At 57.9% G+C, this 21,171-nt stretch carries 19 protein-coding genes, 1 tRNA gene, 1 pseudogene and 1 riboswitch; of the genes and pseudogenes, 12 read left to right on the plus strand and 9 right to left on the minus strand.

Going from position 1 to position 21,171, the window contains the following annotated elements:
• The first annotated feature begins 20 nt into the window (after positions 1-20).
• The 5 genes from VVR27_RS02275 to VVR27_RS02295 all read left to right on the plus strand — a co-directional run bounded on the left by VVR27_RS02275 (position 21) and on the right by VVR27_RS02295 (position 7,264).
• On the plus strand, positions 21-605 hold the full coding sequence (locus VVR27_RS02275) for a copper resistance CopC family protein (RefSeq protein ID WP_345447349.1): 585 nt from the start codon (positions 21-23) through the stop codon (positions 603-605).
• A 196-nt stretch (positions 606-801) separates the two neighbouring features.
• Positions 802-1,461: a copper chaperone PCu(A)C gene (locus VVR27_RS02280; protein ID WP_368546902.1), complete on the plus strand. Its 660-nt coding sequence runs from the start codon at positions 802-804 to the stop codon at positions 1,459-1,461.
• Between the two features lie 136 nt (positions 1,462-1,597).
• A complete protein-coding gene (locus tag VVR27_RS02285) occupies positions 1,598-2,905 on the plus strand; it encodes a Dyp-type peroxidase (protein ID WP_368546903.1) in 1,308 nt (435 codons plus the stop codon).
• Between the two features lie 44 nt (positions 2,906-2,949).
• A complete protein-coding gene (locus VVR27_RS02290) occupies positions 2,950-5,130 on the plus strand; it encodes a cytochrome c oxidase assembly protein (protein WP_368546904.1) in 2,181 nt (726 codons plus the stop codon).
• Positions 5,131-5,338: 208 nt separating this feature from the next.
• Positions 5,339-7,264 (plus strand): NHL domain-containing thioredoxin family protein, encoded by a 1,926-nt coding sequence (locus VVR27_RS02295; protein WP_368546905.1) that lies wholly within the window; start codon positions 5,339-5,341, stop codon positions 7,262-7,264.
• On the opposite strand, the gene VVR27_RS02300 is transcribed toward VVR27_RS02295, so the two are convergent.
• Positions 7,261-8,241, minus strand: coding sequence for a hypothetical protein (locus tag VVR27_RS02300; protein ID WP_368546906.1), 981 nt, complete (start codon positions 8,239-8,241; stop codon positions 7,261-7,263). The genes VVR27_RS02295 and VVR27_RS02300 overlap by 4 nt on opposite strands.
• 64 nt (positions 8,242-8,305) lie before the next feature.
• On the opposite strand from VVR27_RS02300, the gene VVR27_RS02305 reads away from it, so the two are divergent.
• Positions 8,306-9,001, plus strand: a complete 696-nt coding sequence (locus VVR27_RS02305; protein WP_368546907.1) for a hypothetical protein — start codon at positions 8,306-8,308, stop codon at positions 8,999-9,001.
• On the opposite strand, the gene VVR27_RS02310 is transcribed toward VVR27_RS02305, so the two are convergent.
• From VVR27_RS02310 to VVR27_RS02320, 3 genes are all read right to left on the minus strand, one after another.
• The gene (locus VVR27_RS02310) at positions 8,998-9,624 is read right to left on the minus strand and encodes a class I SAM-dependent methyltransferase (RefSeq protein WP_368546908.1); all 627 of its coding nucleotides are present in this window, start codon (positions 9,622-9,624) and stop codon (positions 8,998-9,000) included. The two genes, VVR27_RS02305 and VVR27_RS02310, sit on opposite strands and share 4 nt — an antisense overlap.
• Positions 9,621-10,715 carry a MauE/DoxX family redox-associated membrane protein gene (locus VVR27_RS02315; RefSeq protein ID WP_368546909.1) on the minus strand — a complete coding sequence of 365 codons (1,095 nt, stop codon included), beginning with the start codon at positions 10,713-10,715 and terminating at the stop codon, positions 9,621-9,623. Before VVR27_RS02315 ends, VVR27_RS02310 begins: the two co-directional genes overlap by 4 nt.
• 127 nt (positions 10,716-10,842) lie before the next feature.
• Positions 10,843-10,916: transfer RNA gene (locus tag VVR27_RS02320), tRNA-Gly, on the minus strand.
• Positions 10,917-11,011: 95 nt separating this feature from the next.
• On the opposite strand from VVR27_RS02320, the gene dcd reads away from it, so the two are divergent.
• Both dcd and VVR27_RS02330 read left to right on the plus strand, forming a co-directional pair.
• Entirely contained in the window at positions 11,012-11,608 is a 597-nt protein-coding gene (dcd, locus tag VVR27_RS02325; protein WP_346873499.1) for a dCTP deaminase, read from the plus strand.
• On the plus strand, positions 11,608-12,777 hold the full coding sequence (locus VVR27_RS02330; protein ID WP_368546910.1) for a hypothetical protein: 1,170 nt from the start codon (positions 11,608-11,610) through the stop codon (positions 12,775-12,777). Before dcd ends, VVR27_RS02330 begins: the two co-directional genes overlap by 1 nt.
• Here VVR27_RS02330 and VVR27_RS02335 read toward each other — a convergent pair.
• On the minus strand, positions 12,774-14,099 hold the full coding sequence (locus VVR27_RS02335; RefSeq protein ID WP_368546911.1) for an MFS transporter: 1,326 nt from the start codon (positions 14,097-14,099) through the stop codon (positions 12,774-12,776). The two genes, VVR27_RS02330 and VVR27_RS02335, sit on opposite strands and share 4 nt — an antisense overlap.
• A gap of 124 nt (positions 14,100-14,223) precedes the next feature.
• Positions 14,224-14,493 (minus strand): DUF4235 domain-containing protein, encoded by a 270-nt coding sequence (locus VVR27_RS02340; protein WP_251380586.1) that lies wholly within the window; start codon positions 14,491-14,493, stop codon positions 14,224-14,226.
• Positions 14,494-14,821: 328 nt separating this feature from the next.
• Positions 14,822-14,928: riboswitch (TPP riboswitch) on the plus strand.
• A gap of 56 nt (positions 14,929-14,984) precedes the next feature.
• Between VVR27_RS02340 and VVR27_RS02345 the strand changes: the two genes are divergently transcribed.
• The 4 genes from VVR27_RS02345 to VVR27_RS02360 all read left to right on the plus strand — a co-directional run bounded on the left by VVR27_RS02345 (position 14,985) and on the right by VVR27_RS02360 (position 19,103).
• On the plus strand, positions 14,985-15,593 hold the full coding sequence (locus VVR27_RS02345; RefSeq protein ID WP_346873495.1) for an ECF transporter S component: 609 nt from the start codon (positions 14,985-14,987) through the stop codon (positions 15,591-15,593).
• The gene (locus VVR27_RS02350; RefSeq protein ID WP_409349919.1) at positions 15,593-17,185 is read left to right on the plus strand and encodes an ABC transporter ATP-binding protein; all 1,593 of its coding nucleotides are present in this window, start codon (positions 15,593-15,595) and stop codon (positions 17,183-17,185) included. Before VVR27_RS02345 ends, VVR27_RS02350 begins: the two co-directional genes overlap by 1 nt.
• Complete coding sequence (locus VVR27_RS02355; RefSeq protein ID WP_368546913.1) at positions 17,175-17,984, plus strand: energy-coupling factor transporter transmembrane protein EcfT; 810 nt, start codon at positions 17,175-17,177, stop codon at positions 17,982-17,984. The genes VVR27_RS02350 and VVR27_RS02355 overlap by 11 nt, the downstream gene beginning before the upstream one ends.
• Positions 17,985-18,218: 234 nt before the next feature.
• Positions 18,219-19,103, plus strand: a complete 885-nt coding sequence (locus VVR27_RS02360; protein ID WP_368546914.1) for an aminotransferase class IV — start codon at positions 18,219-18,221, stop codon at positions 19,101-19,103.
• On the opposite strand, the gene VVR27_RS02365 is transcribed toward VVR27_RS02360, so the two are convergent.
• From VVR27_RS02365 to VVR27_RS02375, 3 genes and pseudogenes are all read right to left on the minus strand, one after another.
• Entirely contained in the window at positions 19,100-20,329 is a 1,230-nt protein-coding gene (locus VVR27_RS02365) for a multidrug effflux MFS transporter (RefSeq protein ID WP_368546915.1), read from the minus strand. The two genes, VVR27_RS02360 and VVR27_RS02365, sit on opposite strands and share 4 nt — an antisense overlap.
• A gap of 150 nt (positions 20,330-20,479) precedes the next feature.
• Positions 20,480-20,878 carry a low molecular weight phosphatase family protein gene (locus tag VVR27_RS02370; RefSeq protein WP_368546916.1) on the minus strand — a complete coding sequence of 133 codons (399 nt, stop codon included), beginning with the start codon at positions 20,876-20,878 and terminating at the stop codon, positions 20,480-20,482.
• Positions 20,879-20,913: 35 nt separating this feature from the next.
• Positions 20,914-21,117: pseudogene (locus tag VVR27_RS02375) on the minus strand (arsenic resistance protein); the annotation flags it as partial.
• Positions 21,118-21,171: the final 54 nt, after the last annotated feature.

Below are 21,171 nucleotides of genomic sequence, written 5' to 3' on the forward strand. Positions count from 1 at the left end.
TTACTAGCAAGGACTCTCCTATGGCAGACGCCAAAAAGAACACTTTCTCAGCCCACGCTCGAGCAGCTACAGCCACCGGCTTGCTGGCACTCAGCCTGGGTTTCACCCCTGCGTACGCTCACGATGAGCTGGTGAGCACTAATCCCGCCGCAGATACCACCTTGGAACAAGCACCCAGCGAGCTGGAGCTGACCTATAGCGGTGACATCATGGACGTCGCCGGTGCCAATCAGGTTCGCGTGACCAACGCTGCCGGTGAGACGGTGACCGAGGGTGAACCAGAGGTTGACCGCACAGTCGTGACCCAAGATTTAGCGACGCAAGAAACAGGTGACACCTACACGGTCACCTGGCGTGTGGTTTCTTCAGACGGGCACCCCATTCAAGGAACCTTCACCTACACCGTAGGGGCAGGTGCGGCTCAGAGCACTGAGCCAGTAGCTTCGGAAGAGACAGAGGAGCAGCAAACACAGCCAGCTGAACCGCTCACGGTCGCGAGCCAGGGCATGTCCACCGGCGCCAAAGTGGCACTCTTCCTGGCCGCTGCTGCGGCGATGATGGGTGCGGCCTTCGTTATTCTGGCCAAAACAAAGAAGCGCAAGTAGCCCTTCCATTACCGGCTCCATACCACAGGCTGGAGCTTAGCTCGTCTACCTGCGGGCATCGTATCAAACATTAGGGGCTTGCCCAGAACGAACGGTGGATTCCTGACCACTGAAGCTGAGGATATCCGCGAAACCATCTGCTCTGGGCTAGCGAACAGTCGCTATCTGCCCCCCAAAAAAATTAGAAAGTAAAACCATGTTCTCTCACAAAATGGCTCGTATCTCGGCCCTTTCTGCTGTTGCGCTTCTAGCGCTGGCAGGGTGTGGCTCATCAACCGACACCTCATCGAACCAGCCCAGCAGTAGCGAAGCGTCCACCTCAGCTGCGGCTGAGACATCTGCTCTGACCGTTGAGGGTGCCTGGATTAAAGCTGCGACCGGCAACATGACTGGTGCCTTCGCCACGCTCACCAACACTGGGGATGAGCCCATCACCATCGAGGGTGCCAGCAGCGACGCAGCCGGCATGGTGCAGCTACACACCACCGAGATTGACCCCAACACCGGGACTAGCACAATGAAAGAAGTCAAGGAAGGCTTCACCATTGAACCGGGGGCTAGCTTTGAACTGGCACCGGGAGGTAACCACATCATGCTCATGGAGATGAAGTGTTCACTGGTTGCAGGTACCTCCAGCGTCATTACGCTCGATACCTCAATTGGTGCCGTTGAATTTGATGCTGAAGTGCGTGATTTCAGCGGTGCGAAAGAGGAATACGCACCGGGTGAAGCTAGTGCACCGGCCCACGAAACCATGTCAGAAGACCACTCGATGCACGGGGAAAGTGATCACTCTGCCCACGATGCAGAACAAGGTGATGAATCTGCTGAAGCCGTCCTGCCTCAGTGCGCTTAGATCAGCGCACCTGAATTCACCCACACAGCGTTGAGGTAGCACCCGCCCCGCAGCTGAAGACCAGTTGCGGGGCGCCCACCCGCTACCCATACAAGAAGCATAAGACGTAGGCTAACGCCGGGGGAGAAAGAGAACCATGACCGGTTCATTTGATGAAGACTTTGAGAATGCAACCGCCGATGTCGAGCAGGCACCAGCCCGGCCGGCGTCCAGCCGCCGAACTTTCGTAGCTGGAACGCTAGGAGCCGGTGCGGGAGTTGCCGCTACCCTAGGGATTCAATATGCTGCCGGGGCCTCGGAACGAGATAGCCCGACTCCCGCCCCACCGTTGCAAGAGGCCCGAGTGCCCTTCTACGGTCAGAGGCAGGCTGGTGTTGATACACCAGCCCCCTCCTACGCGCTTTTCATTGCCCTTGACCTCAACGGTGGGACGGACGCCGATGGCGTGCAGCGTTTGCTGCGCGTGCTCACTAGCGACGCCGCATCCCTCACCCAGGGCACTGCACCAGTGGTAGACCAGGAGCCTGAGCTAGCTACCGTACCTGCTCACCTCACCGTCACCTTCGGGTTTGGCGAGCGCATCTTCGATATCGTAAACCCCGCACAGAAGCCCACTTGGCTCCAACCACTGCCCGCCTTTGAAAAGATCGATCAGCTTCAAGATCAGTGGAACGATGGGGACTTGCTGCTGCAGCTCTGTAGCTCCGACCGTTTTACGCTGGCGCACGCCCAAAGAATGCTGCTGAAAACCGTGCGGTCAATGAGCCGGGTGCGCTGGGTGCAAGAAGGCTTCCGCCGCGCTTATGGCAGCGAGCCTGACGGGCAGACGATGCGCAACCTCTTTGGCCAGGTGGATGGCACCATCAATCCCTCAACCCAGGATGACAGCATGGACCGCTTTGTCTGGGGTAACCACGAAGAGCTGGAACCCTGGGAGCCTGGGGGAACCTCCTTGGTCATCCGCCGCATCCACATGAACCTCGATACCTGGGACCAATCAGACCGACCAGCTCGTGAGGACGCGGTGGGGCGCAACCTCACCAATGGGGCACCGCTCACAGGCACTCAGGAGCATGACCCCGCCGACCTTTCAGCAACCAACGAGCTGGGTTTCACCGTCATCGCTCCCTACGCCCACATTCGCCGCGCCAGCGCTCAGAGCCGAGTGGAACGCATCCTCCGCAGGGGATACAACTACGACCTGCCGGTGCAGAACGCCTCGGGGTTCTCTGAACACTTTGAAACCGATGGGGGAGTGAGCAACTCGGGTCTCATCTTTTGCTCCTACCAGGCAGACCCTCTGCTTCAGTTTCTCCCCATTCAAGAACGTCTGGCTGAGCTCGATATGCTCAATACCTGGACGGTCCCTATCGGCTCCGCGGTTTTTGCTCTTCCGGCAGGTTGCGAGCAGGGCGGCTTCATTGGCGAGAACCTCTTTACCTAAACTTTTACCGACCAACCAGGCTCACACCACCACGCAGGAATAATATGGCACAGCAAACAAGGGCGCACAAGACAGCCCCGCACCCCCGTCTCAACGGGCTAGGCACCCACTGGATTTGGGCCTTTCCCGCAGCTGCCTTTCTGAGCTTGCTAGCGAGTCTTACCCTCAGCGGTAGTGCAGCAGCTACAGACCTAGCCGACGCCGGCCCGCTCGTTCGGTGGGGTCTGCCGATTGCTGAGATGGTGCACAATTTCGCTATGGTTACCGCCATGGGTGCTCTGCTCTTTGCTGTTGCGATCGTCCCCCGCTTCCTTGACTCAGCCCGGGGTAAGAGCCGTGTGAACATGGCGCATGCAACCGACAAGAGCCAGCGCCTGAAAAACCTCACCCGCACAGAACACCCCGCCTTTATCGCCGTGATGAACCTGGCGGCAGCTGCATCAGCTACCTGGACCATCGCCGCAATTGCCGTGCTCATCTTCAGCTACGCCGACATATCGGGCCGAGCTATTGAGGCCAGCTCCTCCTACACCACGGAGCTCATCAGCTACATCACCACCATCTCGGCCGGCCAGCAGGAAGCCGCCACCATCATCGTGGCGGCCCTGGTCTCAACCCTTGTTTTTGCGGTGCGCTCGCTCACCGGTCTCTTGGTAACTTTGGGTATCTCTTTCATCGGTATCATCAACATGGCTCTGGGTGGGCACTCATCGGGCGGTAACGACCACATGGGGGCGGTCAACTCCTTGGGCTTGCATCTGCTCGGTGTGGTGCTCTGGACCGGCGGGCTGATTGCCCTTGTTTTTATTTCACGCACCATTTCAGGTAAGGACGCAGGCAGCGGCACCCTGCCCGAAAGCGCGCGAGGGGAACACACGGCGACCAACCGCAGAGTGCCTCTGGCGGTGAGTGTATTGCGCCGTTATTCCACCCTGGCGCTAGGTGGCTTCATCCTGGTCACGCTCTCCGGCATCATTAATGCCCTGGTGCGCATGAACACCCTCGCTGAGCTTTTTACTACCGTCTACGGCGCCCTAGTGCTGGCTAAAATTATGCTGACCTTACTATTGGGAGCCTTCGGCGCCGTCCACCGCCTACGCCTCATACCCATGATGCAGTCGGGGCAGATAGGTGCAGCTAAGGGCCTGTGGTATGCCATTGCCTGTGAGCTGCTACTGATGGGTGCCACCAGCGGTCTTGCGGTAACGCTTTCCCGCACAGCCCCACCTGCACCAGAAACTCTTGACGCCGGCGCTGAACCGGTACGCATCATCACCTGGTATGACATGCCACCCGAACCCGGCATCGCCGAGTGGTTCACCCAGTGGCGCTTTGACTGGTTCTGGGTCGCTTTCATCGCTTTCGTTGGGTTTACCTACCTCTGGGCCTTTATCAAGGTAAAACGAGCCGGTGGTAGCTGGCCTATCTTCCGCCTGCTGTCCTGGTACTTCGGCCTGTTGGTGCTGCTCTACATCACCAGCGGTGCTCTCACCGTCTACGCCCGCGTCATGTTCTCGGCGCACATGGTGGAGCACATGCTTTTGACCATGGTCTGCCCCATCTTCTTGGTATTGGGTGCCCCTATCACCTTGATTCTGCGTGCTCTTGAGCCACGGCAGGACGGCACCCGCGGCCCCCGCGAGTGGATTCTTCGACTGGTGCATTCGGGCTGGTCCAAGGTGATTACCCACCCTATTTTTGCAGCCGTAAACTTTGCCGGCTCCATCGTGGTGGTCTACTTTACCCCGCTCTTTGGCATCATGTTGCGCTACCACATTGGCCATGAGCTCATGCTGATTCATTTCTTGGTCACCGGCTACATCTTCAGCCTGGTGCTCATCGGTATCGACCCTATCCCGCATCGCCCTGCCTACCCCATGCGCCTGATGATGCTCATCGCCACGCTGGGCTACCACGCCTTCGTTGGTATTGCGATTATGCAGATGGACGCCCTGCTGCAGGCGTCCTGGTTCGGTAATGTGGGCCGCCCCTACGGGCTCTCAGCTATTGAAGACCAGCAGCTAGGTGGTGCCTTGATGTGGGGTATCGGTGAAATCCCCACCATGGTGATTGCTGTGGCGGTTGCGGTGCAGTGGTCTATGCAGGACAAGAAACTGCAGAAGCGGGTAGATCGTCAGGCTGACCGGGACGGAGATGCTGAGCTACATGCCTACAATGACATGTTTGCTGAGCTTGCTGAACGAGATCAGAAAGCTGGCCGCTAACGGGCCAAAGTGTTGCTCTGCACCTTGGGTAAGCCGTCTTAGCTGAACTGAGCTCATCCTAACTGTTACGTTTCTATGACGCACAGTTGAGGTTTGTGAACCGAAAAGCGCCAAAAATTGCAACAAATGACCGGGCGGGGGAGGCTTGTTAGGCTAAGAAGAAAAGTACACCCGCGTGCCACCGGTGCGCCCACGAAAGGTAAAAATCATGGCAGATCATTCAGCCGCACGCCAGACCAAAGTGCGCGCGTCCGAACTGGTGGGCAGGGGCTGGCTGAACACCGGAGGTAAAGAGCTATCGCTGGAGTCCCTGCGCGGAAAAATTGTCATCCTGGATTTCTGGACCTTCTGCTGCATGAACTGCCTGCACGTGCTCGATGAGCTGCGCCCGCTGGAAGAAGAGTTTGAAGATGTTCTAGTGACCGTGGGGGTTCACTCACCGAAGTTTGAACACGAAGCTGACCCAGTCGCCCTTGAAGCTGCTGTAGACCGCTACGACATCACCCACCCGGTGCTCGATGACCCCAACCTCGAGACCTGGAACGCTTACACTGCCCGCGCCTGGCCCACTCTGGTCGTCCTTGACCCAGAAGGCTACATTGTTGCCCACCTCTCCGGTGAAGGCCATGTTCAGGGGCTGACCTCACTGGTTCGTGAACTGGTAGAAGAACACGAGGCTAAAGGCACCTTGCACCGCGGGGATGGCCCCTATGTGCCCCGCCCCAAACCTCAGGGTACTTTCGCTTTCCCCGGCAAGGCGCTGGAACTACCCACTGACTTTGCCGATGGCAGGACCACTTACCTGGTGACCGATACCGCCCGTCACCGACTGGTGCAGGTTGAAGCCGACTTTGAGACCGTCGTAGCGACCTTTGGTGGCCCCGAAAAGGGCTACCTTGATGGCTCTGCTGAGCAGGCCCGCTTCAACGAGCCCCAGGGCATTGCTCTGGTGCCCACAGATCTACGCGAGACGCTGGGGGTCGATGTTCTCGTCGCTGACTCCGTTAATCACCGTCTGCGCGGGCTAAACCTGAGAACCGGCCAGGTCACCACTCTGGCAGGTAGCGGAGTGCAGCGCTTGATTGACGGTGAGACCGCCCGCACCGACCCCAACCACATTGAACCCGGCGCTGACCCACTCACCGTGGCCCTCTCGTCCCCCTGGGACCTGGTCTACTCCCGCGAGGCAGCCGCCTTTTTGGTTGCTATGGCAGGCACCCATCAAATCTTTAGCTTTGACCCGATGACCGGGCAGCTGGCTGTTTTCGCCGGTACCGGTGCTGAGGGCCTGAAAGACGGCGCGGTGGCAGACTCCTGGTTCGCTCAGTCCTCCGGGCTCATCGAAGCAAAGGACGGTTCCATCTGGGTCGCCGACTCAGAGACCAGCGCCCTGCGCCGCATCGTCTTTGAGGCCGAGGAAGCCCGTGTAGAAACCGCCGTTGGCATCGGCCTTTTTGACTTCGGCTTTGTGGACGGCAACCGCCAAGAAGCCCGTTTGCAACACTGCCTGGGGCTAACTGAACTGCCCGATGGTTCTATTGCTATTGCCGATACCTACAACGGTGCTATCCGCCGTCTCGACCCTGCCACCGGGGCACTGGGCACCCTTGCACGCGGACTGGCCGAACCCAGTGATGTGCTGGTTGAAACGACAGAGGACGGGGGTGCCCGCCTGATTGTGGTTGAAGCCAATGCCCACCAACTGGTGCGCGTCTCCATTCCCGATGCCATGCAGCATGTGGACGAGGGCGCTAGCCAGGTAACACGAAAGGCCACCGAACTAGCCGGCGGCAGTCTGACCTTTACCGCCCGCTTCGCGGCCCCCAAGGGGCAGAAACTGGACACCCGCTGGGGCGACCCAACCCAGCTGAAAATCTCATCCACCCCCGAGAACTTCATCCTCTCGGGCGCCGGAACCGCCCAGGGGCTCACCCGCCAGCTGGAACTCAACCCAGAAATCACCAGCGCGGTACTCCACATTACTGCTCGCGCTGCTGCCTGTGACGGTGAACCCGGCGGGGAAATCCCCGACCACGCGGCCTGCCACCTCTACCAGCAGGACTGGGGGCTACCCGTTGTCATCACTGAAAGTGGGGAACAGGAGCTAGTGCTTGACCTGCGCGGGGTGAACTAGGTCGCTGGGGTAAAGGTCACCGTCTCATCGGCGGTAACCAGTGACCCTGCTACCTCAAAAATTACCTCTTGGTTGACCTGCTCTTTCTTGCCGGTGTAGAGGTCAAGGGCAGTGAAAGAAATTTCTGCCTTACCCTGGCTTTCGCTCAGCGACCAGGCACCGTTGGCTAGATTAATCTCAGGCTCGGGGTATTCAGTGATCAGCCAGGTTAAATCCCCGGCAACGCGACCGTTGAAGGCATATTCAAATGGGCAGCCGGTGGGGTAGAGCGAATTTTGGGCTGCACACGTATCAAGGTAAGTCTTCACTTGCTGGCGCACCGAAGCCACAGCGGTAGGGGAGGGCTCCAAATCCAAGGTGAGGGCGGGGGCCTCGCCGGGTGCCGTGATGAGAGTGCTATCTGATACCGAGGAATACAGAGCAGACTCATAGGTCACCTGATAGACCCCTGGAAAGGTCACCGCAAAGTCCTGCGAACCACCCTTAACCGCCACCTTCTGGCCGTTGAGCGTGGCAGCTGACAGTGCCTTAGCGTCCACATGGACTGTGGGGAGTGTGCCCTGATCAATAGCCCACTGGTCAAAAACACCCCAGTGAGAACCGACCTTATGCAAGTTGAACTCGCTGCTGTGCCGCTGATCATTCACCTGATAAGAGACCGTAACCGTGGCCCTCTCGCCACCATCTCTAACGACCGTATCGGTGGTCTGTAGCTGGTGAACTCCCTCCAGCGAGGCACGCAAAGCATGACCGTCCAGCATCGAGGCATCAGCCTCGGGCACCTGCGCCCCCAAGATACCCAGCGCCTTAGAGCCATCGCCCTCGCGCACCGCAGCAAAATAGGCGCGCACCTGGCCCTCGGGGCCATAAACCAGCCTATTAATAAGAGCTAGGGACGCTAAGGCAATAATGACAGCGGTGAGCACACCTGCCAGCCACATAGCCAGAACTCGGTCAACAGTAGAAGTAAAACGCACCCCTTAAATGTAGCTCACCCGCTATCGCGACCTCCACGCCATGACAAGCCGCTAGAGTAGAGCCATGGCAGAAAACGCACACGAAGTCCCCGCCAAATATGGGCAGGTTACCAACATCTACCACCCCCGGATCGGTTCCTACCATCGCCGCATCATCGCTGGCCTCCCCAGCGCAGTGCTAGCGCTGGCCTGCCTCTGGTTCATGCTGGCAAAACGTCCCACACCACTGGTTATGGTGCTCCTGGCACTCATAGCGGTTGGGGCAGTTATTACGCTCTACTCCATGCTCAAACCCCACATTGTGGTACAAACCCCAACTCATATCCTGCGTGGGCGCCTCTTCGGCTGGCACGCTGTCCCCCTTGCAGACATCGACCACACCGTTATCGCAGAACGCCTCACCCCCAAACAGGCTGCCGGTAAAGAACTCACCGGAGTAGCAGCCGTGCGCTATAAGGGCGTACCGGCTCTCTGGGCAGTCAACACTAAAAAGAAGCCAGTTTTCCGCCTCGATGGCCGCATCTGGGATGCCAAAACTCTGCGCACCATCGCCTCCACCCTCGCCCCGCAGACCACCGTCTACCCCAGCATCAACGTCACCCAAATGAACAAACAGTGGCCGGGGCTCATCACCTTTAACGAACTGCACCCCGGCTGGAAATCCGCCACCGTCGGCGCGGTTGCAGGTATCTTCCTGCTAGCGCTGGCTGTAGCTGCCCTCCTACCGGACGAAACACTACAGCAACTGCATATTCTCTAAACCCTGCTCAGCACTGCCACCAAGAAGGTCGAGGTTTCGGTGAAAGTGTGAAGTTCCCAAGTGGAGAAAGTGCTATCTAGCTTGAGACCGGACGCCGCGGCGTCCTCAAAGAAATGAGCGAACTCGTAGCCGCGCCCCGCACCAAAACCAATGACCGCCCGGCCCGTTGGGGCCAGTACAGCCGATAATTCCTCCAATACCTCGCGGCGAGTAGAGGGCGCCAAGAAGGTCATCACATTGCCGGCTGAGAAGACCATATCAAAGCCTTCTTCACCGAGCTGGCTGTCCTTGCTATACCCTAAGGACTCGCGTAGATCCGCCAAATCTGAGACTACCCAGTGCGCCGAGGGGCAGACCCGCTGCGCCTCTTCAATGAGTTCCGGGTCAAGGTCCACACCGGTCACCCGGTGACCTTTTTCGTGCAGATGCGCACCCAAGCGGCCCATGCCGCACCCAGCATCTAAAATCTTGGCATTACGAGGTGCCATCGCGTCAATTGTTCGGGCTTCCCCCCAAATATCTTTGCCCTGCTCTTCCATCGCCCTAAAACGCTGGATATACCACTGCGCGTGAGCTGGGTTCTGCTCCTTGGTAATCTGCCAGGCTGATTTCTCGCGGCTCATGCCTCACCATCCGTTTCTTTGATAGCTTCTTCTTGTACTAGTGTAGCTTTTGCTGTCTCAGCGCTCGCATGCTCCATCTCGCCGATGATGTCTTCCACAAAACGCGTGACATCGTCACTGCCGTAGACAGGGCCGCCAGCCAAAAGTTCGTCGGTGCCCAGAGCGACCGCTGAGGGGGTAGCACCGCCAAAGAGCATGCCTGTTTTCGACTCGGGGTCAACAAATGGTTGCATATCAGCAGGTAAATCCATCTGTTGTAGGTAACTTTCGCTGCTGACCACCGGGTGCACACCTAGCATGGGCAGACGTTGGTGCCAATCTGCCAGTTGTTCAATAACGGGCTGGCAACTGCCGCAGGTGGGAGACACAAAAATGAGCAGGCGTGCCTGAGTGGCTGAGAGGTACCGCAGATTGACTTCAGCACCCTCGTTAGATTTTTCACCTTTTTTCGCGGGGTAGCGGAGGGACGCGAAGGGTATCGGGCTGCGCAGGTAATCTTCTGCCTCGTTCCCGGGTAGCGGCTGAGATTCTGCCGGTTGGTCAGTGACCGGTTGTTCAACCGCCTGAACCGTCTGCTCAGAACGGTAGATGGACCACAGCACCAGGGCCGCTAGCCCCGCACCAATTAGCCAGAGCCATCCGTCCGCGTCGGTCGCCAGCAGCATGGTGAGTGCTGACCCGCGGGTAACGATGGCCCCAATGAGAGCCCCAAAGGACGCCATCAGCAGGGCGGTATTGCGAATGAGGGTAAACATTGAAACCGGCGCGGTTGAGGCGCTACCAAAGCAGTTACATGTAGCCGTGTTGCCCTGCACTACTGCGCGGGCAATAGCAGCCCAGTAGCCGATAAAGAGCACTACAGCGGCGATCGCTGCCAGAACCTGCCAGATACCGGGCAAGATGAGTAGGCCAGCGGCAAGGGCAAGCTCAGCCCACGGCAAGATTTTTGCAATGGGTTTTACCGGTAGCCACTGGTCCAACTTGAGATTAACTATGGCGGTGACGGTGCTGGTGGGTTCTTTGATTTTTGCCACGCCACTAACGGCCAGTGTCACGATAATGATGAGTGTGCATAAGACAAGGGGAGTCATAGCGTTTGCGAGGGTGCTTTCTGCGTGGGGAGCAACTACCTCTTTAGTTTACTGCCGCCGCTCTGACCCACCCTGTTAGGGGCAGAAAAAGAAAACCTGCCAGGTGGGTACCCGGCAGGTTTGAAATTGGAGCGGCTGACGGGAATCGAACCCGCGTATCAGGCTTGGGAAGCGTGCGCTCTACCATTGAGCTACAGCCGCGCGTGGCGTCCGCATAAAGCGGAGCTACAGGAATACTCTAGCCATGCTCGGGGTGTGCGTCAAAATGTGACGACAAAATGCGATATTTTGGGAGGGTGTTATTTTCTGATCAGGACATCCGCAAAGAAATCGAAACCGGGCGTATCGCTCTAGAGCCGTTTGACGATTCAATGGTTCAGCCTGCCAGTGTGGACGTGCGCATTGACCGCTTCTTCCGTCTGTTCGATAATCACAAGTACCCCTTCATTGACCCCTCTCAGCCACAGGAAGACCTGACCCGGCTGGTGGAGGTCGCCTCTGATGAACCCTTTATTCTGCACCCCGGTGAGTTCGTTTTGGGTGCCACCTATGAGAAGGTAACCCTGCCAGCTGATGTGGCGGCCCGCCTCGAAGGTAAGTCTTCCCTCGGACGTCTGGGGCTTCTCACCCACTCAACCGCCGGGTTTATTGACCCCGGTTTTTCAGGTCACGTAACCCTTGAGCTGTCCAATATGGCAACCCTGCCCATTATGTTGTGGCCCGGCTCGAAGGTGGGCCAGCTCTGCTTCTTCAAACTGACCAGCGAGACTGAACACCCCTACGGTTCGGGGGCTTACGGCAACCGCTACCAGGGCCAGCGCGGCCCCACAGCCTCCCGCAGCTACCTTAACTTTCATCGCACCACCATTCCTGCCGGCAACACCGAGAACTGATGCGTGGTCTACTGGTTAGTCCTGCCGGGGTAACCATCCTTCTAGCTTTTGAAGATGACAATCCTCAGCTCTGGGTTGATACTCAGCGAGCATGGGCTGCACTAGCCCCCGAGGTCATTGAGGATGCCGGAGCCCGGATTGCTGACGGTGAGCGGGTCACCGTGCTCAGCAGCCGCTCTGCTGATGAGATAACTCAGCAGTGGGGGGATATCGCAGACTTAACCGTGGTCAACTCATCTGATCCGGCCGTTGCGGCTGAGCGTCTTACCGTTGACGTCACCCTTCACCTCCTGCGCGAATATGCCGGTACCGCTCATCTACTGCACGCTGCGGTGTTGGGGGATGCGTCCAGCCACCGCGCACTAGCTCTGGTGGCGCCGTCCGGTACGGGGAAAACCACCGCTGCCCGTTTTTTGGGTGAGCACGTCACCTATCTGACCGACGAAACTGCTGTGGTGATGCCCGATAGGTCAATCCGCCCCTACCCCAAACCCCTCTCTATTATTGAGGACGCTCAGCAGCCCAAGGTGCAGTACAACCCCGCTGACCTTGGGTTACGGGTGGTAGCAGCGAATGATTATTCTTTTCACCTCCACCGTATAGTGGTGTTGAACCGGGTGAAGGACAAGAAGATTGTTCCCTCAATTGAACCTCTACCCTTAGCGGAGGCCTTGTTAACCATCTCAGAGCAGTCATCGGGCCTCATGATAACCGAGCGAGGACTAGAGGAGTTGGCCGGTCTGCTGGTAGAGACCGGTGGGGCAGTCAAACTGACCTACTCAGAAATCACCGACGCACTGCCGCTCATCCTGAGTCTTTTGCACCAGGATCAAGACCAACTGCCAGAATCAGAAGCTACTTTCACCTACCTGCCAGCAGCTAACTTCCTGGTCAACAGCGATACCCCGGATCTTTACCAGCGCTCGGAGGGTTCAACCGGCCTGGTCTGCCAAGACCGCTATCTAGTGGCTCAGGGCAACTCTCTATCAGAGGTATCCATCTATGCCTGGGATTGCTGGGAGATGTTGGCTCAGCCACTGCCTAAAACAGAAATCCACGCGCGTCTACAGGAGCTCTACGGGCCAATTCCCGAGCGCGGCTTTGAGGAATCTTTGCTGCAACTAGAACGGGCAGGGCTTCTGCTACCCGTAATGGCCTCCCAGCTCTAGAGCATTGACTCCCGGGCATCTACTCGCTGCGGATCCTTGATGGGCAGCAAGAGAAGCAAACCTACAAAAAGCACGATAACGATACCCAAAATGCCCCAAAGCTCAGCGCCGAACCAAGTGACAAAGAGGCCGAAGAGAGCGGGTGAGAGGAAGCTGGCGGCCCTTCCGGTTGTGGAGTAAAGGCCGTAGAGCTCGCCCTCGTTGCCCTCATTAACCAGCCTGCCCAGGTAGGAACGTGCGGCGGATTGTGCCGGACCAACGAAGGCACAGAGGGTAAGCCCGCAGATCCAGAACATGGTGCTACTGGGGAAGAAGAGCAGAGACAGAGCGGCCGCGATGAGGGCAACCAGGGAGAAAACGATGACTCGTTTGGGGCCAAAGCGGTCGTCCATACGCCCGCCGAGCAGTGCACCCACACCGGCAACGATATTGCCAAAGATGGCGAAGACAATAACCTGATTGGTGCTGAAACCAAAGGAGTTCGCGGCCAGGATACCACCAAAAGTAAAGATGCCGTTAAGACCGTCACGGAAGACCGCTGAGGAAAGCAGGAAGTAGAGGGTGGTAGGGGCTTCGCGGTAGAGACGACGGATGGTGGCGAAGAGGTCCCGATAGGAGTCAAGGATGCTCTTCTGAGGCTCTACACTGCGGGGGGCGGGAGAGATTTTGCGTACTGCCAGCATGAGAGGCAAAGAGAAGGCAATAGCCCAGATAGCCGAGAAAACCGCGACGGCGCGCAGATTGTAGGCACCGTCCTCGGGAATGCCCAGAATACCCGGGGAAACGAAACCGACCAGGACGATTGCTAGGGCAAGAATGCCGCCAAAGTAGCCTGCTGCCCAGCCTGTGCCGCTAACCTTGCCGATGGTCTGCTGGGTTGAAATAGCGGGTAGCAGCGCGTTGTAGTTGACCACCGCAAATTCATTGACCAAGTTGCCTAGGGACAGCAGAACAACACCCAAGATGAGATAGTCAGGGGAGGGCGCTACGAAGAAGCAGAAGGCCATAATGACCGCCAGTAGCACGCTATTGACTCCCAGCCACAGACCTCGTTTTCCCGAGGCATCCGCCCGCTGGCCCGAGATGGGGGCAAGCAGGGCGATGAGTACACCGGCAATGGTGAGACCTACCGAGAGAACCGCGGCGGGGTGCCCTTCTTCTCCAAAGCTAGAGCTGGTTAGATAGACCGCGAACACGAAGGTCGTCATGATGGCGTTAAAGCTAGCGTTTCCAACGTCCCAGAGCGTCCAAGCGGCAATTGTTTTTTTGGATGCCGGCGCTGGGGTGGAGTGGTTATCAGCGGCTGAAACAGGTGAGGTCATAGACACATGCTAGTTGGTTTGGGCGCAGACGATGGATATATTAGCGCTACCCTTTCGTGAAAAAATGGAAAACAGATACAAAAAACGGCAGGCCCTAAAGCCTGCCGTTCCTGGTAGCTATTTTTTAGATCTCAGCCTGATCGGTGGTCTTGTCACCGGACTTAGCTTCAAGCTGGTACTGGGCGCGGGTCACCGCAACCTTAATAATGGTGCCTACCAGACCGGTAATTAGCGACCAGAGGATGATGTCGCGCCAGCGCTCGTCCTCATCGGGGTTATTTTCGGGAGGCTGGTTGCCGGTGATTTTGGTCCAGGTTGCGCTGAGCACCTTGTTTGCCAGGGCAACGCCACCGAGTGAAGCAGCAGTGCCAGCAATCTTGATGAGAGGATTCATAGTTCAGACCTTTCAGTCAGTGAAATAGGGGGCGAAACGCCGTTCCGAACCAACACTATCAGTAGCCTGTGCTCTTTGCCGACTATTGGGCGAGAATCAGTAGAAGCGTGATGATGGGTTCGCCTCCCTTCAGGGGGTTCGGAGTTGGCATGAGTTGCCGCGAGCGCTCAGCGCGAATTATCAGAGGGTCAGCTGGCGGGACGAAAGCCCCCGGCTGCGCTTGACAATAAGTAACCCAGAGCGAGGCACCGATGCAGGGGAGCTTTCGTTGGCTCGCCCTAGTGGTTATACTGGTGGAGTTCTACACTTGAACTGCCCGCGTAGTTGCGGGTATCGACAGGGGAGCGCCACCATCGGCGCTGAGAGTGCGCTAGGCGCAGACCCTCGAACCTGATCCGGTTAGTACCTGCGATAGGGAGTCGAGTTCTCGGAAACAGGTGCCACCCGGTGCCTGGGTCCCCCCTTCCTACATGTATAGGAAGGTTATTTTTATGGCTGAAAAGCGTTCTACCGCGTGGCGGGTTAATGAGATTGTGATTGCTTCGGTGATTGCTGTGGCTTGCTCGTTAGTTTTTGCTCTCTGGAACCTGGGGGTTTACCCCGTGACCCAGACGCTGTTAGCGGCAACTGCGCCGCAGTTACTACCGCTGATTGGTGGTGGCTGGCTGATTGCGGGCACTTTGGGGGCTTACCTGATTCGTAAGCCCGGTGCGGCACTGTACTGTGAGCTGCTGGCTGCCCTGATTTCTGTTTTTATTGGGCCGGGCTCTTTTGGTCTACCTATTCTCATTTCTGGTTTGATTCAGGGCGCGGCTGCTGAGCTGGTCTTTGCTATCTTTCTTTACCGTGCCTGGAACCTGCCGGTCATGCTGTTGGCCGGCGCCGCGTCCGGCTTTGCCATGGGGGTGAACGAGGTCATTATTTACTATGCGGGCCAGTTCAGCGCGGTTAACCAGGTGATCTATGTAGCTAGCGGCGCCCTATCTGGTCTGGTAATTGCGGGTCTATTGATGTGGCTTTTGGGGAGGGCGTTGGAGGCTACCGGGGTGTTGGACTCCCTGGCTTCAGGCCGGTCGCGCCGAGGTTCTTCTGCCCGATAATGTCTAGTCTCCGAACAAGGTCCCGGCCGAGTGCTGCCATCGTGGCAGAGAACTTCGGCTGGCACTACGCGGGCCGGGACCAGCCTGCTTTCAATAATCTGACTTTTGAGATCCCGGCGGGGCAGAAAGTCCTGCTGCTCGGGCATTCCGGTGCCGGTAAAACAACCCTCTTGCACGCTATGGGCGGGGTAGCTCAGGACGCTGACGGGCAATCTGCCAGTGGTTCGCTGACGGTGGGTGGCGCACATGCCCTAACTGAGCAGGTGCCGGCTGGGCTCATGCAGCAGGACCCGGAAAGCTCCATTGTGTTAGCCCGGGTGGGTGATGACGTTGCTTTCGGGCCGGAAAACCTGGGCGTTGTGCGGGAAGAAATTTGGCAGCGGGTAGACGCCGCTCTAGCGGCAGTGGGTCTTGACCACCTGCCGCTGGATCACCCTACAGACCAGCTTTCGGGTGGCCAGAAACAGCGTCTGGGGTTAGCGGGTATTCTTGCCATGCAACCCGGAGCCCTCTTGCTGGATGAACCCACCGCCAATCTCGACCCTGCCGGGGTGCTTGAAGTGAGGGACGCCGTCATCGCGGCACAGGCTACTACTGGTTCCACCCTGGTGGTTATTGAGCACCGGGTGGGTATCTGGGCCGAATACATGGACCGGGTCATTATCTTGGGCGCTCAAGGGATTACCCATGATGGCACACCCGATCAGGTCTTTCGCGAGGCGAAAGAGGAACTTATTGACGCCGGGGTATGGGTGCCAGGCTTCACCCCCCAACTACCGCAGCCGGCGTCCAAACCCGGTAAGCAGTTGCTGACGAGCAAAGACCTGGTCACCACCCGCCTTTTGCCTCGGAAGCGAGATATTCGCCGCCGCGCACGAGCGCTTAAAGATAGCACCCCGGTGCCCTACCCTCTGGACCTGCCTGCGGTAGGGCATGTGCCCTTTGTGAGTGTTCTTGCCGGTGAACACCTGGCAATCACAGGTGCCAACGGCAGCGGAAAATCGACCCTGGCGCTGACCCTCGCTGGCCTCCTCTGCCCTGCAGACGGGGTGGTGGCAGCCGCCGGTGCGCTGAGGGCTAGCACCTTGCAGGAGAAACAGGAACCTGGTTGGGACCCTGCTCGCTGGGAACCCCAGCAACTTATTACCCGCATAGGTTATGTTTTCCAAGAACCAGAGCACCAGTTCCTCACTGCCAGTGTGCGTGCTGAACTGGAATACGGCCCTCGACAGGTCGCAAAACTGAACCGATTGCCTCTCGCTGAGACCGAGCTGGACGCCCTGGTGAGCGATTTGCTGACCCGCCTGCGTTTAGAAGATGTAGCTGACGCTAACCCCTTTACTCTCTCGGGGGGAGAAAAACGCAGGCTGTCCGTGGCAACGGCTCTTGCCACAGCCCCTCGCTTGCTTATTCTTGATGAACCCACCTTTGGTCAGGACGCCGGCACCTGGGCTGAGCTGGTTGTTCTCATGAATGAACAGTTAAGCTCCGGTACCGCCATTATTTCCGTCACCCATGACCGGGACTTCATTGCTGCACTGGGCGGCAGAACCCTGCGTCTGGGGCCAGGAGGACAGACAGATGAGCACTAATCCTTTTGAACGCTCGGCTCTGCAGGATTCCTGGTTGGGTCGACGCAACGCCGGCATCAAATTTGGGGCGGCTTTAGTGTGCAGCGTGCTCATCATTCTGGTGATTGACCCGCTCACTGTTTTCCTCATTTTGGGCCTAGAGATTCTTGGCCTGCTGGTCGCTCGCTTCAATGCCTTCACCCTGCTCATCCGGTTCTGGCCCATCCTGGTAGCTTCGCTGGTCGGCGGCTGGGCTACCGCCCTCTTGGCCGAGAAAAATGGGGAAGTGGTTCTTGATTTAGGCTTCAATTACCTCACCACCCACTCGGTAGAGGTCGGTGTGGCTATGGTACTGCGCTCCCTGGCGCTTGCCCTGCCGTCACTGATGTTTTTCACCACGGTGGACCCTACGGACTGGGGGGACTCTCTCGCGCAAACCTGGCGTCTACCTGCACGTTTTGTGCTGGCTGCCCTAGCTGCTCTGCGACTGGTGGGCCTTATGCTCGCCGAATGGAACACCCTTTCCATGACCCGCCGAGCCAGGGGAGTCACCGGTAGTTCCAGTGCAGCCGGTCTAGTGCAGAGTATCAGAGCCAGTGGAGGGCAGACCTTTGCCCTGCTGGTTCAGGCCCTTCGCCGGGGCAGTCGCCTTGCTATCACTATGGAGGCGCGCGGTTTTGGGAACCGGCAGCGTACCTGGGCACGACCGGATCGGTTTACCCCAGGCGACCTCGTTTTCACTGTCTGCGCCTTAGCTATCCCCCTGGTTGCCTACGCGGCATCCTTCTCCGCCGGATCCCTGCAACTGCTGTGGCAGTAGTCTCTTGTCCCTACTTGTGGGGGTGAATTTAAGTAATTCCTGACTGTAAAAAATAGGTAGTTTAGGAGTATAGGCTCACATCAATCCATAGCTTGCCTTGAGTCTACGGATTGAGAGAGCTCTCGCGCCCCTCAGTGGTACTCGCACAACAGACGATGCCCCGTCACTGTGTATTCCCAGACGCAGCGGTGGGGCATCAGTGGATCTTCAGGTGCCCGCAGGTAACCTTGGGGTATGACTCAAACAACCGTAGTAATGCTCAGCACCGAGCACCCTGCCGGTGCCCTCGTAGACGCCACCGCCCCTCTCATTCACATTGAAGACCAGGGCTTAACTCGTGGCGATGGTGTCTTCGAAACAATGCTGTCCGCCAACCGTAGCGTACGAAAACTTGGTGCCCACCTAGCGCGGCTCACTGGTTCAGCTAGGCTCCTTGACTTACCCATGCCTAGGGAAGAGAATCTGCGCACCGCCATCGATCTAGCCTTGGGCGCAGCTGAAGCTGGCCCGCAGACTGTGCTGGGTGAAGAGCATACCGTGAAAATCATTATCTCCCGCGGCACCGTAGCGGGTGGCCCCCACTCATGGGTTACTGTTACCCCCAGCCCCGCCGGAATCCTCGCACAACGTGAACAGGGGGTGCGCGCCATGCTGCTACCCCGCGGCCATGATCCGGCGGAGGATTCCGCTTACCCATGGCTACTAGCCGGTGCTAAGACTCTCTCTTACGCCGTCAATATGTCGGTGCTGCGCTACGTGAAACAGCACGGGGCCGATGACGCCATTTGGGTGACCGAAGACCGCCGAATTCTCGAGGGTGCGACCTCGTCCGTCATCGTGGCTAAAACAGAGGGGGAGAAGAAGGTTCTCTACACCCCTGAACCCTCCCATGGCATTCTGCCCGGCACCACCCAGGGCGTCATCTTTGAAGGTGCCCGCACCGCCGGGTGGGAGCTGGGCTACGGTCCGCTCTACCCCCATGACCTGCTTGAGGCGGACGCCGTGTGGCTGGCCTCGTCTGTGCGTCTGCTGGCCCCGGTCACCCATCTCAACGGCACACCTTTGGCTACCGATTCGCAGCTGACTGAAAAGTTCTTGGGCTACCTAGCGCGCAGCTAGCGTGCCGAGGTGGCGTAGTCGCTTTCCGCCTTGGGCGTGGTCAGGAGAGCGAGGGCTGCCAGCAGGGCAAAGCTGCTGATGGTTAGTGCTAAGGGCATGTAGGCGCCGCCTCCGCCGAGGGAAACCAGCGGGGAGGCGAGACCGCCCATCACCGACTGGGTCAGGCCCAGCATGGCCGAAGCTGACCCTGCAATATGGCGGGCTTCGCCCAGGGCAAGGGAAGAAGCGTTACCAAAAATCATGCCTACCGAGCAGGTCAACGCGAAGAGCAGAACCAGGGTGGGCACTAATTGGGGTCCCATGATGAAGTGAATCAAAATCAGCAGGCTCACCGTGACTAGTGAGCTGACACCGATAGTCAATAGCTTGCGCAGCGCCACCCTGCCGACCAGCGCCGTCATGACTGAAGAAGCCAGCACGATACCTACCGAGTTCACCCCAAAGACGTAGGTGAACTGAGTTTCGCTGAGTCCCAGTACGTTTTGTAGCAGGTAGGGGGAACCTGAAACATAGCCAAAGAGGGCGCCAAAGGCCAGCGCCATGGTCAGCATGAAACCCATGTAGCGGCGAATTTTCACTACTTCAGCGATGCCGGCGTAGGCCGACAAGAGACTACCGGTGCGGCGCCGCTCTACCGGTAGAGATTCCTTGATGAAGATGGTCACCAGCACCATGGACAGCGCGATCATAACGGTAATGACCTTAAAGACATCGCGCCAATCACCGTGTGCCAGCACAATGCCGCCAATCAGGGGTGCGGCAACAGGGGCGATACCGTTAATCATCATCATGATGCCCATGAGGCGGGCAGTTTGCAGACCGCTGGTGGAGTCAGCCACCACTGCGCGCGCCAGTACCAGCCCAATAGCGCCGGTGAAGCCCATAATAAAACGGGCAACAATAAAGAACTCAACGGTGGGCGCAAAGACGCAGGCAAGGGTTGCAAGTGCGCAGAGAACGATGCCAACCAGAAGAGGTCGCCGGCGTCCTGTTTTGTCTGATAGCGGGCCGACCACAAACTGACCTGCACCCATACCCAGCATGAAGGCAGTTAGCGTCAGCTGAGCCATGGAAGCAGTGGTGTTGAGGTCTGCGGAAATCGACGGGAGTGCCGCTAGATACATATCGATGGCTAGCGGCCCAACGGCGGTCAGGGACGCTAGTGTAAAAACAGCGATTTTAGAAAGACCGGGTGGTGCTTGGTGGGAGGTGTGTGAAGATTCCATGATGCCCTTTCGTGCCTGCAAAACTCCCTTATTCTACGGGGCGGGGCGAGGCCGTCGTAATAGAAAATTTAAAAGAAAAATGTGTTCTTGCAGACCAGCACCATGCCTTCTGGGAAGAAGGTGGGCAACTAAGTAGCGTGAAGATAGAACCTATACGAGCGATTCAGCAAGCTGATTGACCCGGCTCTCAATATCATCCAAGATGAGGTTCATGCGCTCAACTCCTTCAATGCCTTGATGGGATGGCTCTACTGTGTCCCACCGCTCGATACGTACGCCGGCGGGAGCGTCAAGCTGAGCTTCTTTACCCACAACAACAATCGCTGTACAGTTTTCTAAACTTTGCGGGTCAATTGCTTTGGGGAACTCGCCGTGGGTTGAGTAGCCCCTTGCTTCTAAGGCCTGAACAGATTCGGTGTTGAGGGCTCTGCCTGGTTCGGTGCCGCCGGAAAGGACTTTTATGCGGTCTCCTGCAACCTTACGCATCACTGATGCAGCCATCTGCGATTTTCCGCCGTTCTTTACGCATACAAATAGCACTGTTTTCATGGGATTCTCCTTAAGTGGAAAGGTATAAATAGTGATTAATCTAGGAAGTACCTTTGGCGTGCCCACAGGGCCACATAGACTAGCGCTACGAGCACGGGCACCTCAATCAGGGGGCCAACCACACCGGCAAGTGCCTGTCCGCTGGTTACACCAAAGGTGCCAATAGCTACTGCGATGGCTAGCTCGAAATTATTGCCTGCTGCTGTAAAGGCTAGGGTGGTGGTTTTGGCGTAGGCGCGGTGCCCCAAACGCACTCACCTATGTTCGTGCGCGTGCGCGCGGTTCCACTCTAC

The sequence above is a fragment of the Rothia sp. LK2492 genome, assembly GCF_040946345.1.
In the GTDB taxonomy this organism is placed as follows: Bacteria; Actinomycetota; Actinomycetes; order Actinomycetales; family Micrococcaceae; genus Rothia; species Rothia endophytica.